This window comes from Curtobacterium sp. GD1, from assembly GCF_020882855.1.
Lineage (GTDB): Bacteria > Actinomycetota > Actinomycetes > Actinomycetales > Microbacteriaceae > Curtobacterium.
On record NZ_JAFEVQ010000018.1, the window covers coordinates 1 to 18,401 of the forward strand.

Here is an 18,401-nt window from a genome sequence, read left to right on the forward strand (position 1 = left end):
GGGGGCGACGGGGGTGGTGGCGCGCATCAGAACCACGTCGCGATCGTGTCGAGGACGGTCTCGTCGTCGTCGATGACGGTCACCTGGCGCCACTTGTCGAAGACGGTGCACGGGTGCGAGATGCCGAACACGACGACGTCGCCGGGCGTGAGCCCGGGTGCCCCGTCCGCCAGCGCGAGGTAGCAGTGCTGGTCGTCGAGGCGGGTGACGGTGACCGCCCCGGGGTCGGGTGCGACGGGGACGACGCCAGCCGCGCCTCCTGGGCCGACGTGCCGGACGGAACGGACGGAACGGACGGAACGGACCACCGGCAGCCCCTCGTCGAACGAGATGTCCCGCTTGCCGACCGCGACGAGCGCGAGCCCGGGCTCGGGGCACGACGTGACGCGTCCCCAGACCTCGATCGCGGCCAGGAGCGAGCCCTCGTCGGGGTGGCGGCCGAAGGGGGTGCGCTCGGCGTAGAAGCCGTCGTCGTGCGTGAGGGACGCGCCGGACCGGAGCAGCACGTCGAGGTCGTCGGGGCGGGTGGCGACCGCGTGGACCACGCCGTCGAACCAGGCGCTGCCGCCCATGCTGAGCAGGGCGCGCGGGGCCTCGACCAGCGGGCGGACGGCCGCCGCGACGGCGAGCACCCCCTCGACGTAGGCGCGGGCGGCGTGCACGTCGGGCAGGCCGCCCTCGTACCCGGCGACGCCGCGGAGGGAGAGCCCCCGGTCGTGGGCGAGCTGTGCGAGGTCCCGTGCCTGCTGCGCGGTGCGGACGCCGGTGCGACCGCCGGGGAAGCCGACCTCGACGACCACGTGCAGGGCGCCGTCGACCGCGTCCTGTGCCGCGCGGCCGGCCTCGACCCCGGCGGGGGAGTCGACCCAGCAGAGGACGTCGGCGTCCGGGTCGGCGGCGCGGCGGGAGGCGAGCCAGGCGAGACCGGCGGGGTCGAGGACCTCGTTCGCGACGACGATCCGGTGGACGCCGTGCTCCCACGCGACCATCGCCTGCTGGACCGAGGCGACCGTGACGCCCCAGGCGCCGGCGGCGATCTGTCGTGCGGCCAGCGCCGGTGCCATGTGCGTCTTCATGTGCGGCGCGAAGAGCAGATCGTGCCGCTCGACGTACGCCTGCATCACGGCGGTGTTGTTCGCCAGTGCCGACTCGCGGAGGGTCATCACCGGCAGGTACGCGTGCTCGAGGACGTGCCGGCGTGCCGGTGCTGCCGGGTCGGGCGCGCCCTTCGTGGTGACCGTGCCGGGTGTGGTCGTCATCGATCCTCCTGTGCGTCTGCGGTGCCTCCACGCTCCCGGTGGCCGGGTGTCGGGGGCAATGCGCTCGTCCTCCTCATTCTGCGGTGCAGAACACCATCCCGTCAGCGCCGTCCCCGGACGTTGCGGAAACCGATCGGGCATAGCATTTGTCCTGCCATGACGACGACGATGACGACACGACGACGGGGGAGCACCGCGGTGGCCGTGCTCGTCGCAGGGACCTTCTTCATGGAGCTCCTCGACGGCACCATCCTGGCCACGGCCGCTCCCGCGATGGGCCGGGACCTCGGCGTCGACTCGGCGGCCATCGGCGTGGCGATCACGGCGTACCTGGTCACCCTCGCGGTGTTCATCCCCGTGAGCGGATGGTTGACCGACCGGATCGGCTCGCGGACGGTGTTCGCCGGCGCGATCGTCCTGTTCACCGTGGCGTCGGGGCTGTGCGCCCTCTCCACCGGGCTCGTCGACCTGACGATCTGGCGCATCGTGCAGGGGCTCGGCGGCGCGCTGATGGTCCCCGTCGGGCGGCTCGTCGTCCTGCGGAGCGCCGGACGCGAGCAGCTCGTCACGGCCATCGCGATCCTGACCTGGCCGGCCCTCGCCGCGCCGATCATCGCGCCGTTCGTGGGCGGCGTGCTCGTCGACACCCTCACGTGGCACTGGATCTTCCTCATCAACATCCCGCTCGGGGTCATCGCGTTCGTCGCCGCGCTCGTCCTCGTGCCGCAGGAGCGGGCGTCCGAGCGGGTGCCGTTCGACTGGTTCGGGTCGCTGCTCGCCTGCTTCGGCCTCGGGTCGCTCGTGGTCATGGCGTCCCTGCTCGCCCTCGACCGCGTGCCCGTCCTGGCGGTCGTGCTCTCCGGCGTCGTCGGGGCGGTCGGCTGCTGGCTGGCGATCTGGCACTTCCGCCGGGCACCGCACCCGATCATGGGGCTCGACTCGTTCCGGCTCGAGACCTTCCGGGTGTCGCACGCCGGCGGCAGCCTGTTCCGCCTGGCCGTCTCCGCCGTGCCGTTCGTCCTGCCGCTGCTGTTCCAGGACGCGTGGGGGTGGAGCGCCGTGCTCGCCGGGTCCGCCGTGCTGTGGGTCTTCGTCGGCAACCTCGGCATCAAGCCCATGACGACGCCGTTCCTCCGCTGGTTCGGGTACCGGCCGGTGATCATCGTGTCGAGCGCGGTCGCGGCGCTGAGCGTCGTCGCGATGGTGTTCATGACCGAGGACACCCCGTTCTGGCTCCTCGCCGTGCTCCTCGTCGTCAGCGGTGCGGCGCGGTCGGTGGGCTTCACGGCCTACAACACGATCGCGTTCGCCGACGTCGAGCAGGCGGACATGACCCCGGCGAACACGCTCTCGTCGACCCTGCAGCAGACCGCCGCCGGGTTCGGTGTCGCGGTCGGCGCCGTGGTCATCCGGGCCGCGTCGGGCCTCGGTGGATCCGGTCCGTACGACGCCGCGTTCTGGGTCATCGCCGCCCTGCTCCTGGTGGCCTGCGTCGAGGGCGTCCTGATGAGCCGTACAGCCGGCGAGACCGTCCGCCCCGCCCGTCGCGTCCGGGCCTGAGCGCGCATCGTCCGTTTTCCCCGCGGTCACACGCACGAAACCGAGGCCGCGCTACAGTCTCAGCAACAGTCCGCGAACGCCGAGTACGGTTGCCGCGGCAGGGCGACCGGAAACGCCCGGAACAGGAAGGCAGCATGGCCGCGCCAGAGCAGCAGGGGACGATCACAGCCGAGACGGCCGTGGAACCGACCGGGTTGCGCGTCGTCAGCTACAACCTCCGCGAGCACACCGCGAACGGCGAGCTCGCCTCCCTGGCTGAAGCGTCCCAGGCCGACGTCATCTGCGTGCAGGAGTGCGACAGTAACGACCTCGCCCCCTCGATCGCCGGCCTCTCCCTCGCCGCGTCGACCAAGGCGAACCGGCTCGGCCTCGCGATCTACAAGCGCGACGACCGGTTCGAGGTCGAGGACTTCAGCATCCACTCCCTGCAGAAGTCGCTGCACGACCGCGTCCTCGCACCCGCGCACGAGCGCCTGATCGCGATGCACCTGCGCGACAAGGAGGTCGACGCCGAGGTCATCGTCGCGTCCTTCCACGCCTCACCCCTCACCGCCACGAACTCGCTGCGCCGCAAGCAGATCGAAGCAGCGCACCAGTTCGTCCGCGAGCTCTCGAACGACGCCCCGGCGATCATGGTCGGCGACTTCAACTACCCCTGGTTCCAGACGAACCTGCGCCGGAAGATCGAGCAGCACGGGTTCGCGCTGTCGCTCTCCGACCAGCCGACGTACCTGCGCTACCGCAAGTTCACGGGGCACTTCGACTTCGCCACGAGCGTGGGGCTGCACATCGCCGGCGTGGAGACCCTGCCCGCGGGCATCTCCGACCACCGTCCGATCCTGGTGCGTGCGCACTACGAGCACCCGGGTGCGACGGGCACCGTCGCCACCGTGGAGTCCCCGGCCGCCTGACGCGCCCGCCGAGGTCGCGCGACACGCCGCAGATGGGTCGCCGAGGTCGCGCGACACGCGGCACGTGGGTCGCCGAGGTCGCACGAACCGCCGCGCGCTCGAGGCAGGGACGGCAGAACGTGCGACCTCGGCCCGCGCGGTGACGGACGCATGCACAGGAGGCGCGGTGCCGGTCTCGTGGACCGGCACCGCGCCTCCAGGCTGTCGCAGTCGCAGGACATGCCGCCAGCGTGACGCCGAAGTCGCACGACGTGCCGCTGCGCGGCGCGGACGGCGGCACTTCGTGCGACCTCGGCCCCGCCCGGCGCGCGCGGGCGCGCGCGCCGGGCGCGGGCGCGCCCGCGCGTCAGCGACGCAGGGTCGCCCGCGCCAGCCGGTTGCCGATGAACTGGCCGAGCTGCACGATGATGACGATCGCCGCCACCGACACGTACACGATCCACCAGTCGTACCGCTGCGACCCGTACGTGATCGCGTACTCGCCGAGCCCACCGCCACCGATCAACGCCCCCTGCGCCGTCATGTCGACGATGCCGATGTAGATGAACGTGTAGCCGAGGATGAGCGGTCCGAGGCCCTCGGGGATGAGGACCGTGAGCAGGATCGACAGCGGGTGCGCTCCCGATGCCCGTGCCGCCTCAACGACGCCGGGGTCCACCGACAGCAGGTTCTGCTCGACGATCCGGGACACCGCGAACGACGCCGCGAGCGAGATCGCGAAGGTCACCGCGGGGACGCCGATCGTGGTCTGCACGACCACGCGGGAGAGCGGGGCGATCGCCGCCAGGAAGATCACGAACGGGATCGGCCGGACGAGGTTCACGACCACGTTGATGATCGTGTACGCGGCCCGGTTCCCGAGCAGGTTGCCCGGGCGGGTGGCGTACAGCGCGAGGCCGAGCGCCAGACCGATGATGCCGGCGATGACGAGCGACACCAGGGACATCACGATCGTGTCGCGGATGGACGCGACGAAGACGTCGAACGTGTCGATCACGCTCTGGAACGAGTTGTTCACGCTGCGCCCTCCTCGTCGGTGGTGATGCGCGCGGCACGGAGGGCCGCGACGGCCGCGTCGATCTCGGACGGACGGGCCGCGGTCAGCTCGTAGGTGAGCGACCCGATCCGGCGTTCCCGGATCTCGCCGACCCCGCCGTAGACGAGCTCGGCGGTCACCCCGGCGGAGCGGAAGACCTGGTCGATGCGGTTCTGCAGCCCGGCCTCGTCGGTGATCTGGACCGTGACGAGGCGACCGGGGTGCCGTTCGCGGAGCCGTGCGACGGTCTCCGCAGAGGGCCGGTCGTGCAGGGCGGTCCGGACGAAGCGCTGGGCCGCGCCGGTCTGCGGGTTCGCGAACACGTCGTAGACGTCCCCGACCTCGACGACACGCCCCTGCTCCATGACGGCGACGCGGTCGGCGATCTGTCGGACGGCGTCCATCTCGTGCGTGATGACGATGATCGTGACGCCGAGCTCCTTGTTCACCCGGCGGAGGAGCCCGAGGACCTCGGACGTGGTCTCGGGGTCGAGCGCGCTGGTCGCCTCGTCGGCGAGGAGCAGGTCGGGCGACGCCGCGAGCGCCCGGGCGATCCCGACGCGCTGCTTCTGCCCGCCGGAGAGCTGTTCGGGGTAGGCGTACGCGCGGTCGAGGAGCCCGACGAAGTCGAGCAGCTCGGCGACCCGGCGGTCCCGTTCCTCCTTCGGCACGCCCGCGACCTTGAGCGGGTACGCGACGTTGCCGGCGATGGTGCGGGACCGGAAGAGGTTGAACTGCTGGAAGATCATCCCGATGTTGCGCCGTGCCGTCCGGCGGTCCCGCTCGGGCAGCGCCGTGAGCTCGTTGCCGGCGACCGTCACCGACCCGGACGAGGGCAGCTCGAGTGCGTTGACGAGCCGGACGAGCGTGGACTTGCCGGCACCGGAGTACCCGATGACGCCGAGGACCTCTCCCTGGTGCACGTCCAGGGAGACGTCCTCGACGGCCACCACGGTCTCGCCGGTGTCGGCGCGGCGGTAGTGCTTCGAGACGCCGCGGAGTTCGACGAGGACCGGCACTACTGCTTGGCCGCCTTCGCGTCCTGCTCGACCTTCGCGAGTTCCTCTTGCAAGGAGGACGCGCTCTCGTCGCGGCTGACCGCCTCGGGCAGGTCCTTCTTGAAGACCTTCTGCACGGACTCGTCCTGGAAGAGCTTCGCGAGGTCGAGGTAGGTCGTGTTGTCCTTGTCGGCGTTGCGCACGGCGAAGACGTTGACGTACGGTGCCGCGCTCGCGCTCGAGGGGTCGTCCTGGTAGATCGCGTCGGAGATCGGCAGGCCGGCGGCGGTGGCGTAGTTGTTGTTCACCACGGCGGCCGCGACCGAGCCCTGCTGCAGGGCGTTCGCCGTCTGCGAGGCGTTGAGCGGCTGGACGTCGACCTTCGACGACTCGATGTCGGTGGTCGTCGAGAAGGCCGACCCGCCGTCCTTGAGCGTGACGAGCTTCGCCGCCTGCAGGATGAGCAGCGCGCGGGCCTGGTTGATCGAGTCGTCCGGGATCGCGACCTTGGCGCCCTCGGGCAGGTCGGCGACGTCGTCGTACTTCGTCGCGTAGAGCGGCAGCGGGTAGACGGCCGTCGAGCCGATCGGCTGCAGGTCGTCGTTCGAGGTGACGTTGTAGTCGGCCAGGTACTGGATGTGCTGGAACTGGTTGAGGTCCAGCTGCTTGTCCTTGAGCGCCGGGTTCGGCAGCGAGTAGTCCGAGAAGTTCGTCAGCTTGACCGTCACGTTGAGCTTCGACTTCGCGAGCTTCGTGTAGGTGCTCCAGTAGGAGAGCGACTTGTCCGCGACGCCGATCGTGACGGTCTTCGGCGAACCACCGGCGGCAGCGCCGTCGTCGGACCCGCCGGAGCGGACGGCGCCGACGATGAGGGCGACGACGATCGCGACGACGACCACCGCGGCGGCGATGATCCAGCCGATCGGGCGCTTGCCCTTCGGCTTCTCGGGCAGAGCGGGTGCAGCGGACATGACGGAGCTCCTCGTGGGCAGTGCTGTGGGGGTCCGCGGTGGTCCGCGGCGTGCAGTCGAGTGTGACGGGCCGCCCGGCACGGTGCGAGTTCCGTTCCGCCGTGTTACATCGCTGTCACACGGTTCATTGGTTCACTCGGTACGTGCGCAGTCTCGAACTCGTCCTCGATCCGTCGTCGGACGCCGCCGTGCGCGCCGCGTGGGACGCGCTGGTCCGTGCGGACCTGCCGAGCCTCGGACGGTCGGACACCAACAGCCCCCACGTCACGCTGGCCGCCGGCGACGACCTCCGGATCCCGAGCGGGTTCGGCGTGCCGGTGCCGTCGCGGCTCCGGCTCGGTGGCGTCCTGCTGTTCCCCGCGGGACCCGGGCGCTCGGTGCTCGCCCGGGCGGTGGTCGTCGACCCAGCGCTCGCCGCGTTCCACGAGGCGGTGCACCGGGCGTCCCCTGGAGGCGTCGAGACCACGTCGCCGGGCGCGTGGTCGCCGCACCTGACGTTCGCGCGACGGGTCCGGGACGAGGACCTCGGTGCGGCCGTCGCGGCGCTCCGCGGGACCCCGCTCCCCGATCTCGTGGTCGGTGGCGTGCGGTTCTGGGACGGAGAGTCCAGGACGGTCACGCCGGTCGGGTGACGCGGCACGGCTCACGTCAGCGTCGTGACGATGGTCCAGGAGGCATGGCTCACGTCCCCAGGACCCGCTCGCCGAACGACGACGCGAACGTCCGCTCCGGGTCGGCCGCCGCGACCAGGTCGCGGAAGTCGCCCAGCCGCGGGTACAGCCCGGCGATGGCGGCCGCGTCGAGGGAGCTCATCTTGCCCCAGTGCGGTCGTCCGTCGAACGGTGCGAGGAGCGCCTCGAGGTCCGGGAGCAACGCGGCCACCTCGACCGGGTGCTTCTGCCACGTGAACGCGATGCAGAGCACGTCCTCGCCCTGCGTCGGGCTCAACCAGAACGGGTCCGCCGCCATCGTGCGGAGCTCGCAGACGTGCAGGTGCGGCTGGATGCGGGCGGCCATGGTCCGGACGGCGTCGAGCGCCGCACCCGCGTACCGGAGGGGGACGAAGTGCTCGCTCTGCACCTCGGAGCCGTGACTCGGCACGGAGTCGATCGGGAAGTGCGGCAGCCGGTCCCACCACGGCCCGACCGAGCCGTCCCGGGCGGTGTGGTGTCCGTCGCCGGGCGAGCCGGGCAGCCGGGGCGCGCCGAACAGCTCGTCCGGGACGGCCACGTCCTCGTCGCCGTCCGGCACGCGCGACTTCAGCAGGACCTCGCTCACCGTGTCGCCGAACACCGTGTACGAGCAGACGGACGTCGCAGCGGCGTGGACCTCGGCGACGTGGGCGGTGAAGGTGTCCCACGGGATCGGCCCGTAGGTGTCCTGACGCATCCGGTAGCTCGGCTGGACGTCGAGCGTGACCCGGGTGAGGACACCGAGCAGGCCGAGGTGGAGCACGGCGCCGTCGAACGCCGGGTCGTCGCGGGCGATCGTCCGTGCGGACCCGTCGGGCCCGAGCACCTCGAACGACCGGACCGCGGTGCTCAGCGACCCGAGTGCGGTGCCGGAACCGTGCGTCCCGGTCGCGATGGCGCCGGCGATCGAGATGTGGGGGAGCGACCCCGTGTTGTGCAGCGCGAACCCGGCGCGGTCGATCTCGGGCGCGACGACGCCGTAGCGGGTGCCGGCGCCCATCGTGACCGTCCGCCGCTCGGCGTCGACTGCGAGGTCGGTCGGGATCCCGGTGAGGTCGAGCAGCACGCCGGGGGCGTCCGGCGCGTCGTTGAACGAGTGCCGGGTGCCGAGGCCGTGCACCCGGGGCGACCGGGCGACGATCTCGGCGGCCTCGTCGATCGACGACGGGCGGAGGACCCGTTCGGCCGTGTAGGTGACCGTGCCGGACCAGTTCAGCTCGCTCATCGTCGACCGCATGACGCCCACGATGCCACGCGCACCCCGGCGCGTGCGGTTCCGGTCAGTGCATCGACGGCGCGGGGGCACCGTCCGGGGTCGCCGGGCGACGCACGAGGGAGCACATCACGATCCCGAACAGCGAGATCACGGCGCCGACGAGGAACGCCGTCCGCACGCCGGAGGCCGTGGCCTCGGCGAGGCCCGCGGCGCCGCTGCCGGCCGCCGCGCCCGAGGCACCGATGGTGAGGAGCGTGACGAACAGCGCCGTGCCGGCGGCTCCGGCCAGCTGCTGCGCCGTGCCGAGGACCGCGCTGCCGTGCGAGTAGAGCTTCGGGGGCAGCCCGCCGAGCGCCGCGGTGAACAGCGGCGTGAAGGTGAGGGCGAGCCCGATGCTCAGGACGACGTGGGCGCCGAGGACGAACCACACGCTGGTGTCGACGCCGACGGTCGAGAGCGCCCAGAGGACGGCGCTGACGATGATCGAGCCCGGGATGAGCAGCACCCGCGGACCACGGCGGTCGTAGACGCGACCGACGATCGGGGACAGCAGGCCCATGATGAGGCCGCCGGGCAGCAGGAGCAGGCCGACGTTCAGGACGTCGAGCCCGAGGACCCGCTCGAGGTAGATCGGCAGCAGGATCAGCGTGCCGAACATCGCCATGAAGCTCAGGCCCATCGCGACGATCGGGACGGTGAAGCCCTTCGTCTGGAAGGTGCGGAGGTCGAGCAGGGCGCGGTCCGCACGCTGCAGCCGGGTCTGTCGGAACACGAACAGGGCGAGGGCGAGGGCGCCGACGACGAGGGAGACGATCGGCACGAGCGGCCCGGTGGTGCCGGCCTCGCCGATGCTCGAGAGGCCGTAGACGATGCCGCCGAACGCGAAGGCGGACAGCACGACCGAGAGCACGTCGAGCGGGGCCTTGCGGGGCGTCGACACGTTGCGGACCTTGACCATGCCGAGGATCAGCGCGGCGATGGCGATGGGCAGCACGAAGCCGAAGAGCCAGCGCCACGAGAACGCGTTGAGGATGAGCCCGGAGATGGTCGGGCCGATCGCCGGGGCGACGGAGATGACGATCGAGATGTTGCCCATCACGCGGCCGCGGTGCGCCGGTTCGATGAGCGTGAGGACCGTCGTCATGAGCAGCGGCATCATGATCGCGGTCCCGCTGGCCTGCACGATGCGCCCGAGCAGCAGCATCGAGAACCCGGGCGCGAGCAGCGCGATCAGGGTGCCGGCCGAGAACAGGCTCATCGCCCAGACGAACACCGGCCGGGTGTTGAAGCGCTGCAGCAGGAACCCGGTGATCGGGATGACGACCGCCATGGTGAGCAGGAAGCCCGTGGTGAGCCACTGCCCGGTCGCGGCGCTGATGTCGAGGTCGTCCATGAGCCGCGGGAGCGCGACACCCATGATCGTCTCGTTGAGGATGACGACGAACGCCGAGACGAGCAGCAGCCCGATCACGAGTCGGGTCTCGCCGGCGGAGGGCTGCGCGACGCTCCCGGTGCGGGGTGCGGAATCGACGGCCTGGGTCATGCGGGGCTCCTGGTGGATCACGACTGGTGGAACGAGGGGGCGCCATGGGCGCAGACAGGGCAACCGCCTGAGTGGATTCGATTATTCCGCTTCGGTCCGACATCCGTCGACGTCGGGCGGCGACCGGGTCAGTGCAGGATCGCGAAGCCGTCGACGTCGCCGTGCGGCACCACCGCGCGGCAGGTCACGTCGGTGACCTCGGCGGACGGCGGGCCGGTCCGGATGAACGTCATCAGGGCGTCGACCGCGGGGGCCGGACCCTCGGCCTCGACCTCCACCGTGCCGTCGAACAGGTTCCGGGCGTACCCGGCGAGTTCGAGCCCGTCGGCCTTCCGTGCGGTCCAGTACCGGAAACCGACCCCCTGGACCGTCCCCGACACGACGGCGTGCATCCTCGTCACCGTAGTCATGCGGCTCAATGTAGGCGCGCGGTCCGACCAGGAGTTTTCGACGCTGTTTCCGTCTCGTGAAACCCGGTGATAGTGTCATCCCAACCCGAACACTTCGAGTCATCATGACACTTACTCCCGAGCTCCCCATCCGCGTCGCGGTCTCCACCGTGATCGTGGCGCTGCGCCCGCACCCGGACACCGGGGCACCGGCGCTGTGGATGCCGCTCGTGCGTCGGGTGGCCGAGCCGTACGAGGGGGCGTGGGCGCTCCCGGGCGGTTGGGTACGGCCGGACGAGGGGCTCGAGGACTCCGCCGCGGCCCGCCTCCGCGAGACCACCAACGTCCAGCCGCGCTACCTCGAGCAGCTCTACGCCTTCGGCGACGTCGACCGCTCGCCGAGCCGCGTCGTGTCGATCGTGTACTGGGCCCTCGTCCACCCGGACGAGGCGAGTTCGGTCCCCGACGACTGGAACGTGCGGTGGTTCCTCGCCGACGAACACCCGCCGCTCGCCTTCGACCACGACCGGATCGTCGCGTACGCGCTCTGGCGGCTCCGCAACAAGATGTCGTACTCCCGGATCGCCCAGGCGTTCCTGGGGGACCGGTTCACCCTCGCCGAACTCCGCGGGGTGTACGAGGCGGTGCTCGGGCGTGCGCTCGACCCCGCGAACTTCCGTCGCCAGGTCGAGAAGACCGACGCGATCCTGCCGACGGACGAGACCACGAGCGGGGACCGGCACCGGCCGGCCCGGCTGTACCGCTCGAACCCCGACCTGGCCTACGCGGACAACGGTCCGCTGCAGCAGGGCAAGAAGCCGTAGAACCGAAGGAACACCCGTGTCCATCGCCACCACCATCGAACTGATCTCCAACGGTCAGGCCGCCGGCAGCACCTGCACGCCCGACCTGGCGATGCCGACGTGGGACTTCGACTCCCGGCCCGGCTACGGCCCCGGTTCGTCGATGTCGGACGTCATCCCGACCTCGGCGCCCCGGCAGGGCGTCATCCCGGACGAGTACCGGAACGCCCCGGACGACGAGCTGCACGAACGCATCGAGCGGGCGAAGGCCACCCTCGGCGACCGCGTCGTGGTCCTCGGGCACTTCTACCAGCGCGACGAGGTCGTGCGGCACGCGGACTTCCTCGGCGACTCGTTCCAGCTCGCGAACGCCGCGCTGACCAAGCCCGACGCCGAGGCCATCGTGTTCTGCGGCGTGCACTTCATGGCCGAGACCGCGGACATCCTCGCCCGCGACGACCAGCGCGTGATCTTGCCGAACCTCGCCGCGGGCTGCTCGATGGCCGACATGGCCGACATCGACAGCGTCGAGGCGGCGTGGGCCGAGCTCGAGCAGGTCTACGGCACCGAGCCCGACGCCGACGGCCGCGTGCCGGTCATCCCCGTCACGTACATGAACTCCGCCGCCGACCTCAAGGCGTTCTGCGGGCGGCACGGCGGCATCGTGTGCACGTCGTCGAACGCCGCGACCGTCCTCGAGTGGGCGTTCGAGCGGGGGCAGCGCGTGCTCTTCTTCCCCGACCAGCACCTCGGCCGGAACACCGCCAAGGCGATGGGCATCAGCACCGACCTCATGCCGATGTGGAACCCGCGGAAGCCCCTCGGCGGCAACGACGAGCAGACCCTGCAGGACGCCAGGGTCGTCCTCTGGCACGGCTTCTGCTCGGTGCACCGCCGCTTCACCGTCGACCAGATCGACCAGGCCCGTCGCGAGCACCCCGGCGTGCAGGTCATCGTGCACCCCGAGTGCCCGATGGCCGTCGTCGACGCCGCCGACCACGCCGGCAGCACCGACCTCATCCGGAAGACCGTCGCAGCCGCCACCGAACCGACCACGTTCGCGATCGGCACCGAGATCAACATGGTGAACCGGCTCGCCGCCGAGTACCCGCAGCACACGATCTTCTGCCTCGACCCCGTGGTGTGCCCCTGCTCGACGATGTACCGCATCCACCCCGGCTACCTCGCCTGGGTCCTCGAGGCGCTCGTGCGCGGCGAGGTCCTCAACGAGATCGTCGTGCCGGCCGACGTCCAGGCCGACGCCAAGGTCGCACTCGAGCGCATGCTCGCCGCCCGACCCACGGTCTGACCGTGCACGTCGTCATCGTCGGCTCCGGCATCGCCGGACTCACCGCAGCGATCCGCGCGAGTGCTCGTCACGACGTCACCCTGGTGACGAAGGGCGCGCTCGCCGACGGCGCGACGGCGTACGCGCAGGGAGGCATCGCCGTCGCGCTCGGCGCCGACGACTCCGCGTCGCTCCACCAGGCGGACACCCATGTGGCGGCAGCGGGCAGCGCCGACGCCCGCGCCGTCGAGGTGCTCTGCACCGACGGCCCCGCGCGGGTGCGGGACCTGCTGTCGCTCGGCGTCCCGTTCGACCGCACCACCGACCCGACGAGCCTCGACCGGTACGGCGACGACCTGGCCCGCGGGCGCGAGGCAGCGCACGGCCGGTGGCGCGTCGTCCACGCGGACGGCGACGCGACCGGGGCCGCCATCGAGCGCACCCTCATCGCCGCCCTGCACCGCCGGCACGTCACGATCCTCGAACGGACCTGCCTCGTCGACCTCGTGGTGCGGGACGGCTCGGTCGTCGGGGTCGACGTCCTCGACCTGCTCGGCGAGCCCCGACGGATCGACGCGGACGCCGTCGTGCTCGCGTCCGGTGGCGCCGGACACCTGTTCCGCGAGACCACCAACCCGCTCGTCGCGACGGGCGACGGGCAGGCAGCCGCCTGGCGTGCCGGTGCCGTGCTGGCCGACCTCGAGTTCGTGCAGTTCCACCCGACCCGCCTCGCGGTCCCCGGCGGCGGGCTCGTCTCCGAGGCGGTCCGCGGCGAGGGAGCGGTGCTCCGTGACGCACGAGGGCACCGCTTCATGGTGGACGTCCACCCCGACGCCGAGCTCGCCCCCCGCGACGTCGTCGCCCGGGGCATCGCGGCCGCCGTCCGGGAGCAGGGAGGCGAGCCCGTGCTCCTCGACGCGACCGGCCTCGACCCCGCCTTCCTCGTCCGGCGCTTCCCCGGGCTCACCCGTGCCACCCGGACCGCCGGCTTCGACTGGACCCGCGAGGGCGTCCCCGTCTCCCCGGCCGCGCACTACTCGATGGGCGGGGTCGCCACCGACGCCGAGGGACGGACGAGCCTGCCCGGCCTCCTCGCGATCGGCGAGGTCGCCTGCACGGGCGTCCACGGCGCCAACCGGCTCGCGTCGAACTCGCTGCTCGAAGGACTCGTCTTCGCGGTCCGCGCAGCGGACGCGCTCGACGTGCCGCGACCCGGCAGACTCCGCCTGCGCGGCGACGCGGGTCTCCCCGTCACCAGCGTGCCGAGTGCGACCGACGCGAGCCGCGCCTCCCGTCCCCTGCTGCCAGGAGGCGCGGCTCGACCCACCGACGACGCCGACGTCCGCCAGGCGGTCCAGTCCGTCATGACGGACCGGGTCGGGCTCCTCCGCGACGCGAGCGGTCTCGCGAGCGCACGACGCGACCTGGCCGCCCTCGTCGCGCCCGAGCCGACCGGCGTCCGTGACCTGGAGGACCGGGCACTGCTCGACCTCGCCCGGGTCACGGTGCTCGCCGCCGAGGCCCGGACCGAGTCCCGTGGGGCCCACGCCCGCACCGACCACCCCGACACCGATCCAGCAGCCCCCGCGTCGACCGCGTGGGTCGCCCAGCACACCGCCGTCCCGCAGGAGGTACCCGCATGACCGTCGACCCCGGAACGATCCCCCCGCACGCCCTCCGACGCGTCATCGACACCGCGCTCGAGGAGGACGCCCCCTGGGGCGACGTCACGAGCGAGACGCTCATCCCCGCAGACGCCACGGCGACCGCGACCCTGGCGGCGCGCGAGCCCGGCGTCCTCAGCGGGGGCGACGTGTTCGTCGCCGTGATGCACGCGGTCGACCCGACGATCGACGCGGTCCTGCACGTGCCGGACGGCAGCCGGTTCACCGCGGGCGACGTCCTCGCGACCGTGAGCGGTCCCGCCCGGTCGGTCCTCCGTGCCGAGCGGGTCGCACTGAACCTCGCCCAGCGGATGTCCGGCATCGCCACGGCGACCGCGACCTACGTGGCGGCCGTCGCCGGCACCCGTGCCCGGATCGTCGACACCCGCAAGACCACGCCCGGTCTGCGGGCCCTGGAGCGGTACGCCGTGCGGTGCGGCGGCGGGCACAACCACCGGACCTCGCTGTCCGACGCCGTGCTCGCGAAGGACAACCACCTCGCCGTGCTCCTCGCCGGCGGGATCGGCATCGGGGACGCGATCGTCGCGGCCCGCGAGCGGCTCGGGCACACCGTCCACCTCGAGGTCGAGGTGGACCGCATCGACCAGATCGAGCCCGTCGTGGCGGCCGGCGTCGACACGATCATGCTCGACAACTTCACCACCGACCAGCTCGAGGCCGGCATCCAGGTCGTCGCCGGGCGAGCCCTCGTCGAGGCCTCCGGCGGGGTGTCCCTCGACACCGTCGCCGCGATCGCCGCCACCGGTGTCGACGTGATCTCCGTCGGGGCGCTCACCCACTCGGCGCGGGCACTCGACCTCGGGCTCGACGTCGACGTGGCCGTCGGTACCGGCGTCTGACGTGTTCTACCTGGACCGCGCGGCCACGACGCCCGTGCGCCGCGAGGTGCTCGAGGCGATGTGGCCGTACCTCACCGGGACCTTCGGCAACCCGTCCTCCACGCACGGGGTCGGCGGCGCCGCAGCCCGGGGCCTCGCCGACGCCCGGGCCAGCGTCGCCGCGGTGCTCGGGTGCCGCCCGGCCGAGGTCGTGTTCACCACCGGCGGGACCGAGGGTGCGAACACCGCGGTGAAGGGCATCGCCCTGGCGTCCCCCCGCGGTCGCCACGTCGTCACCAGCGCGATCGAGCACGAGGCGGTGCTCGAGAGCTGCCGGTACCTCGAACGGTTCCACGGGTTCGACGTCACGGTCCTGCCGGTCGACCGCGACGGTGTCGTCGCCCCGGACGTCCTCGCGGCAGCGCTCCGACCCGACACCACCCTCGTCTCGATCGCGCACGCCGACAACGAGATCGGGACGGTGCAGGACGTGCCGGCGCTCGCCGCGGTCGCGCACGCCGTCGGGGTGCGGTTCCACACGGACGCCGTCCAGTCGGCGCCGTGGCTCCCGGTCGGGCTCGACGTGCTCGGCGTCGACGCGGTGTCGGTGTCCGGGCACAAGCTCGGCGCACCGAAGGGCACCGGCGTGCTCGCCGTCCGGTCCGGCGTGGCGCTCGAACCGCTGCTGCACGGTGGGGGACAGGAGCGGGGGAGACGCTCCGGCACCGAGGACGTCGCGGGTGCCGTCGGCGTCGCCACGGCCTTCGCGCTCGTCGCCGCGGGCCGGGACGACGCGGTCCGGACCGCGACCGCCACCCGGGACGCCGTGCTCGACGGGGTGCTCCGGTCGGTGCCCGGGGCGTTCGTCACCGGGTCGCGGACGTCGCGGCTGCCCGGCCACGCGTCGTTCTGCTTCCCCGGGGTGAACGGCGAGACGGTCCTGCTCGAGCTCGAGGAGCGCGACGTCGTGTCGTCGTCCGGGAGCGCCTGCGCGGCCGGCAGCACCGAGGCCTCGCACGTGCTCACGGCGCTCGGCCTGTCCGACGAGGTCGCCCGGACGGCGCTGCGCCTGACGTTCGACGCCGGCCTGACCGCGGCGGACGTCCCGGTGGTCGTCGATGCCGTCGCCGCAGCCGTCGCGACCGTCCGCGCGCTCGCCTGACACCCGACGCGGGTGTACTAGACGTTCTACTCCATGAGTGGGGTCGTGTCCCCCCTTTTGCGGACCGGCGAAGTGCGCCAGAGTGTTCACATGGCAAACGCGATGACGACTCGGGTCCGGCAGGAGGACCACTTCCGGGCGGTCCAGCTCCTCCCCGCACCCGCGACCGTCCTCGCGCTCGTCCTGGCCGCGCAGCACGACCTCGGCACCGCCCCGCTCGGGCTCATCGCCGTCGTCGGAGCACTGGCGACCATCGGGAGTGCCCTGCTCCCCATGGTCCGACCCGCCGCGGCCCGACGGTCGATGCCCGCACCGACCGAGACGGACCGGTACCGAGAGGACACCGAACACCCTTGAGGACCAGCACCGTCGAGTCCGACCCCTGCGGACTCGCCGGTGCGACGAGCCGGACCAGGTTCCCTGACCTGCGTCCGGCGCGGGGCACGACACCCCCTGATCCGTCGTGCTCCGCAGCACCTGTGACCCGTCGTGGGCGCGGGCGTCGCTTCCCCTGTGCGATGCCCGAACCCCCTGTGCCCACGGCGGGTCCCGGTGCGCTGCTCCGCGCCCACGAGCCCGGGCGCTCGCACTAGCGTGGGACCGTGCCCTCCTACCGTGTGACCCTCGCCGTCGGAGCGCTCGCACCCGGCACCGCCCCGGACGCCGTGCTCCCCGAGGCCGCCCGGCTCGTCGCCGAGCTCGTGGTGGTCGAGGCGCGGGACGTCCGGCTGCTGGGCGGTGTCCCGTGCCCAGTGGTCCGGTTCGAGTCGCCGTCGGACGACGTGGCCGATGCCGTCGCCGAGCACGCGGCCACCGGGCTGCGAGCGACGGCCGAGGTGCGGTCCGTCGTGGTCACCCGCCGTGACGGCGGTCGATGGACCCCGATCGCCTGAGGCGACGAGGAGGACGCGTCGTCAGCGCGGCACCGGCGCGACCGTCCCCGGCCAGACGTAGTCGAGGTCGTCCGGCACGTCGGGGAACAGCGGCCGGTAGTGCTCCGGCGCCTTCTGCACGAGTTTCGACCGGTGCGAGCGGTGCACGGCGGGGTCCGCGTTCCACGGCGGCACCGGGTAGTCGGCCCGCTCGTACGCGTCGAGGTCCTCGGGGACGAGCGCGAGGTCGGCGAGCGTCTTCTCCAGACAGGTGTCGGCGTACCCGCGCTCGGTCCACGCGCGGCACGTGGCCTGCTGGTACGCCATCAGCGCCGGACGGTACCCACGCCACATCGCCACGACGGGGTGGTGCTGCCAGCCGTAGTCCGGCAGCGTCAGTGCCCGCATCACCTGCAGCGTCTCGACCCGTTGCTTGCCGAGCCGCCGGTCGTCGAGCACCTCGGCCGAGGCGCGGAAGTCCGGGTACGGCAAGAACGTCTGCATGGCGCGGACGGTACGCGGCGGCGCTGGAACCCGACACATGCCGTCACACGCCGACCGCCGGGAGTCCAGGCGTGTGAGCATCGAGCACATGAGCGGAGAACTCGTCGTCGGCGTCAGTGGCAGCCCCTCGGACCCCTCGCGGACGTCCACCCTGGTGGCTGCGACGGTGGCGCGCCTCGGGCAGGAGATCGACGACGCGCGCACCGAGACCGTCGAGATCGGGCCGCTGCTCGCCGACCTCGGCGCGGCACCGTCCCGCGAGGCGATGTCGGACCGCACGCGACGCGCGCTCGAGACGGTCGAGGCGGCGGACGTCCTCGTCGTCGGCAGCCCGGCGTTCCGTGCCGCGTACTCCGGTGCGTTCAAGCTCTTCTTCGACTGGATCGGGCAGTACGACCTCGTCGACACCCCGGTGCTGCTCACCGCGACCGGCGGGAGCGATCGGCACGCCCTGCTCGTCGAGCACCAGATGCGCCCGCTGTTCGGCTTCTTCCAGTCGACGACGCTGCCGCTCGGCGTCTTCGGCAACGAGCGGGACTTCGCCAAGCGCGAGGGCGGCTACGACATCGCGAACGTCGACCTCGAGCTCCGCATCGACCAGGCCGTGCAGCGGGCGCTCCCGATCATCCGCGGGGGCTTCGCCACCGCTGCCACCACCGAGGTCCGGCGCCCCGCCGACTTCTGACCCGGAGCC

Annotated in this window: 19 protein-coding genes; 11 read left to right on the forward strand and 8 right to left on the reverse strand. The window is 72.3% G+C overall.

The window, feature by feature from the left end:
• Window positions 1–26: 26 nt before the first annotated feature.
• Complete coding sequence (locus JSX79_RS11240) at window positions 27–1,259, reverse strand: alanine racemase (RefSeq protein WP_229086282.1); 1,233 nt, start codon at window positions 1,257–1,259, stop codon at window positions 27–29.
• Window positions 1,260–1,415: 156 nt separating this feature from the next.
• On the opposite strand from JSX79_RS11240, the gene JSX79_RS11245 reads away from it, so the two are divergent.
• Window positions 1,416–2,819, forward strand: a complete 1,404-nt coding sequence (locus JSX79_RS11245; protein WP_229086285.1) for an MFS transporter — start codon at window positions 1,416–1,418, stop codon at window positions 2,817–2,819.
• A 134-nt stretch (window positions 2,820–2,953) separates the two neighbouring features.
• Entirely contained in the window at window positions 2,954–3,730 is a 777-nt protein-coding gene (locus JSX79_RS11250) for an endonuclease/exonuclease/phosphatase family protein (protein ID WP_083403156.1), read from the forward strand.
• A gap of 346 nt (window positions 3,731–4,076) precedes the next feature.
• Here the strand turns inward: JSX79_RS11250 and JSX79_RS11255 are convergent, their stop codons facing one another.
• Genes JSX79_RS11255 through JSX79_RS11265 form a run of 3 tightly spaced genes read right to left on the reverse strand, consistent with a single transcriptional unit; the run spans window position 4,077 to window position 6,735 of the window.
• Entirely contained in the window at window positions 4,077–4,748 is a 672-nt protein-coding gene (locus JSX79_RS11255; RefSeq protein ID WP_217642545.1) for a methionine ABC transporter permease, read from the reverse strand.
• On the reverse strand, window positions 4,745–5,785 hold the full coding sequence (locus JSX79_RS11260) for a methionine ABC transporter ATP-binding protein (RefSeq protein ID WP_071294557.1): 1,041 nt from the start codon (window positions 5,783–5,785) through the stop codon (window positions 4,745–4,747). Before JSX79_RS11260 ends, JSX79_RS11255 begins: the two co-directional genes overlap by 4 nt.
• Complete coding sequence (locus tag JSX79_RS11265) at window positions 5,785–6,735, reverse strand: MetQ/NlpA family ABC transporter substrate-binding protein (protein WP_071294556.1); 951 nt, start codon at window positions 6,733–6,735, stop codon at window positions 5,785–5,787. The genes JSX79_RS11260 and JSX79_RS11265 overlap by 1 nt, the downstream gene beginning before the upstream one ends.
• A gap of 143 nt (window positions 6,736–6,878) precedes the next feature.
• Between JSX79_RS11265 and JSX79_RS11270 the strand changes: the two genes are divergently transcribed.
• A complete protein-coding gene (locus JSX79_RS11270; RefSeq protein WP_229086287.1) occupies window positions 6,879–7,367 on the forward strand; it encodes a 2'-5' RNA ligase family protein in 489 nt (162 codons plus the stop codon).
• Window positions 7,368–7,416: 49 nt separating this feature from the next.
• On the opposite strand, the gene JSX79_RS11275 is transcribed toward JSX79_RS11270, so the two are convergent.
• From JSX79_RS11275 to JSX79_RS11285, 3 genes are all read right to left on the reverse strand, one after another.
• Window positions 7,417–8,664: a D-arabinono-1,4-lactone oxidase gene (locus JSX79_RS11275; RefSeq protein WP_229086290.1), complete on the reverse strand. Its 1,248-nt coding sequence runs from the start codon at window positions 8,662–8,664 to the stop codon at window positions 7,417–7,419.
• A gap of 43 nt (window positions 8,665–8,707) precedes the next feature.
• Entirely contained in the window at window positions 8,708–10,186 is a 1,479-nt protein-coding gene (locus JSX79_RS11280; RefSeq protein ID WP_083295252.1) for an MDR family MFS transporter, read from the reverse strand.
• A gap of 128 nt (window positions 10,187–10,314) precedes the next feature.
• Entirely contained in the window at window positions 10,315–10,578 is a 264-nt protein-coding gene (locus JSX79_RS11285; protein WP_083403155.1) for an acylphosphatase, read from the reverse strand.
• 122 nt (window positions 10,579–10,700) lie between these two features.
• Between JSX79_RS11285 and JSX79_RS11290 the strand changes: the two genes are divergently transcribed.
• The 7 genes from JSX79_RS11290 (at window position 10,701) to JSX79_RS11320 (ending at window position 17,224) form a co-directional block, all read left to right on the forward strand.
• The gene (locus tag JSX79_RS11290; RefSeq protein ID WP_070418308.1) at window positions 10,701–11,399 is read left to right on the forward strand and encodes an NUDIX domain-containing protein; all 699 of its coding nucleotides are present in this window, start codon (window positions 10,701–10,703) and stop codon (window positions 11,397–11,399) included.
• 16 nt (window positions 11,400–11,415) lie between these two features.
• Window positions 11,416–12,687 carry a quinolinate synthase NadA gene (gene nadA / locus JSX79_RS11295; protein WP_071294552.1) on the forward strand — a complete coding sequence of 424 codons (1,272 nt, stop codon included), beginning with the start codon at window positions 11,416–11,418 and terminating at the stop codon, window positions 12,685–12,687.
• 2 nt (window positions 12,688–12,689) lie between these two features.
• Window positions 12,690–14,309: an L-aspartate oxidase gene (gene nadB / locus JSX79_RS11300; protein ID WP_229086293.1), complete on the forward strand. Its 1,620-nt coding sequence runs from the start codon at window positions 12,690–12,692 to the stop codon at window positions 14,307–14,309.
• Entirely contained in the window at window positions 14,306–15,190 is an 885-nt protein-coding gene (gene nadC / locus JSX79_RS11305; protein WP_229086295.1) for a carboxylating nicotinate-nucleotide diphosphorylase, read from the forward strand. Before nadB ends, nadC begins: the two co-directional genes overlap by 4 nt.
• A gap of 1 nt (window position 15,191) precedes the next feature.
• The gene (locus tag JSX79_RS11310; RefSeq protein WP_229086298.1) at window positions 15,192–16,331 is read left to right on the forward strand and encodes a cysteine desulfurase family protein; all 1,140 of its coding nucleotides are present in this window, start codon (window positions 15,192–15,194) and stop codon (window positions 16,329–16,331) included.
• A 90-nt stretch (window positions 16,332–16,421) separates the two neighbouring features.
• Window positions 16,422–16,688 carry a hypothetical protein gene (locus JSX79_RS11315; protein WP_070418313.1) on the forward strand — a complete coding sequence of 89 codons (267 nt, stop codon included), beginning with the start codon at window positions 16,422–16,424 and terminating at the stop codon, window positions 16,686–16,688.
• 245 nt (window positions 16,689–16,933) lie between these two features.
• Window positions 16,934–17,224: a hypothetical protein gene (locus JSX79_RS11320; RefSeq protein ID WP_229086301.1), complete on the forward strand. Its 291-nt coding sequence runs from the start codon at window positions 16,934–16,936 to the stop codon at window positions 17,222–17,224.
• A 21-nt stretch (window positions 17,225–17,245) separates the two neighbouring features.
• On the opposite strand, the gene JSX79_RS11325 is transcribed toward JSX79_RS11320, so the two are convergent.
• The gene (locus JSX79_RS11325) at window positions 17,246–17,707 is read right to left on the reverse strand and encodes an MSMEG_6728 family protein (RefSeq protein ID WP_229086303.1); all 462 of its coding nucleotides are present in this window, start codon (window positions 17,705–17,707) and stop codon (window positions 17,246–17,248) included.
• Between the two features lie 88 nt (window positions 17,708–17,795).
• Between JSX79_RS11325 and JSX79_RS11330 the strand changes: the two genes are divergently transcribed.
• The gene (locus JSX79_RS11330) at window positions 17,796–18,392 is read left to right on the forward strand and encodes an NAD(P)H-dependent oxidoreductase (RefSeq protein WP_092386639.1); all 597 of its coding nucleotides are present in this window, start codon (window positions 17,796–17,798) and stop codon (window positions 18,390–18,392) included.
• The last annotated feature ends 9 nt before the right edge of the window (window positions 18,393–18,401 follow it).

Excerpts from the sequence above, each read along its gene's own strand:
- JSX79_RS11240 (WP_229086282.1), bottom strand. The coding sequence starts at position 1,259 with ATGACGACCACACCCGGCACGGTCACCACGAAGGGCGCGCCCGACCCG.
- JSX79_RS11245 (WP_229086285.1), top strand. The coding sequence starts at position 1,416 with ATGACGACGACGATGACGACACGACGACGGGGGAGCACCGCGGTGGCC.
- JSX79_RS11250 (WP_083403156.1), top strand. The coding sequence starts at position 2,954 with ATGGCCGCGCCAGAGCAGCAGGGGACGATCACAGCCGAGACGGCCGTG.
- JSX79_RS11265 (WP_071294556.1), bottom strand. The coding sequence starts at position 6,735 with ATGTCCGCTGCACCCGCTCTGCCCGAGAAGCCGAAGGGCAAGCGCCCG.
- JSX79_RS11275 (WP_229086290.1), bottom strand. The coding sequence starts at position 8,664 with ATGCGGTCGACGATGAGCGAGCTGAACTGGTCCGGCACGGTCACCTAC.
- JSX79_RS11280 (WP_083295252.1), bottom strand. The coding sequence starts at position 10,186 with ATGACCCAGGCCGTCGATTCCGCACCCCGCACCGGGAGCGTCGCGCAG.
- JSX79_RS11285 (WP_083403155.1), bottom strand. The coding sequence starts at position 10,578 with ATGCACGCCGTCGTGTCGGGGACGGTCCAGGGGGTCGGTTTCCGGTAC.
- JSX79_RS11290 (WP_070418308.1), top strand. The coding sequence starts at position 10,701 with ATGACACTTACTCCCGAGCTCCCCATCCGCGTCGCGGTCTCCACCGTG.
- nadC (WP_229086295.1), top strand. The coding sequence starts at position 14,306 with ATGACCGTCGACCCCGGAACGATCCCCCCGCACGCCCTCCGACGCGTC.
- JSX79_RS11315 (WP_070418313.1), top strand. The coding sequence starts at position 16,422 with ATGGCAAACGCGATGACGACTCGGGTCCGGCAGGAGGACCACTTCCGG.
- JSX79_RS11325 (WP_229086303.1), bottom strand. The coding sequence starts at position 17,707 with ATGCAGACGTTCTTGCCGTACCCGGACTTCCGCGCCTCGGCCGAGGTG.
- JSX79_RS11330 (WP_092386639.1), top strand. The coding sequence starts at position 17,796 with ATGAGCGGAGAACTCGTCGTCGGCGTCAGTGGCAGCCCCTCGGACCCC.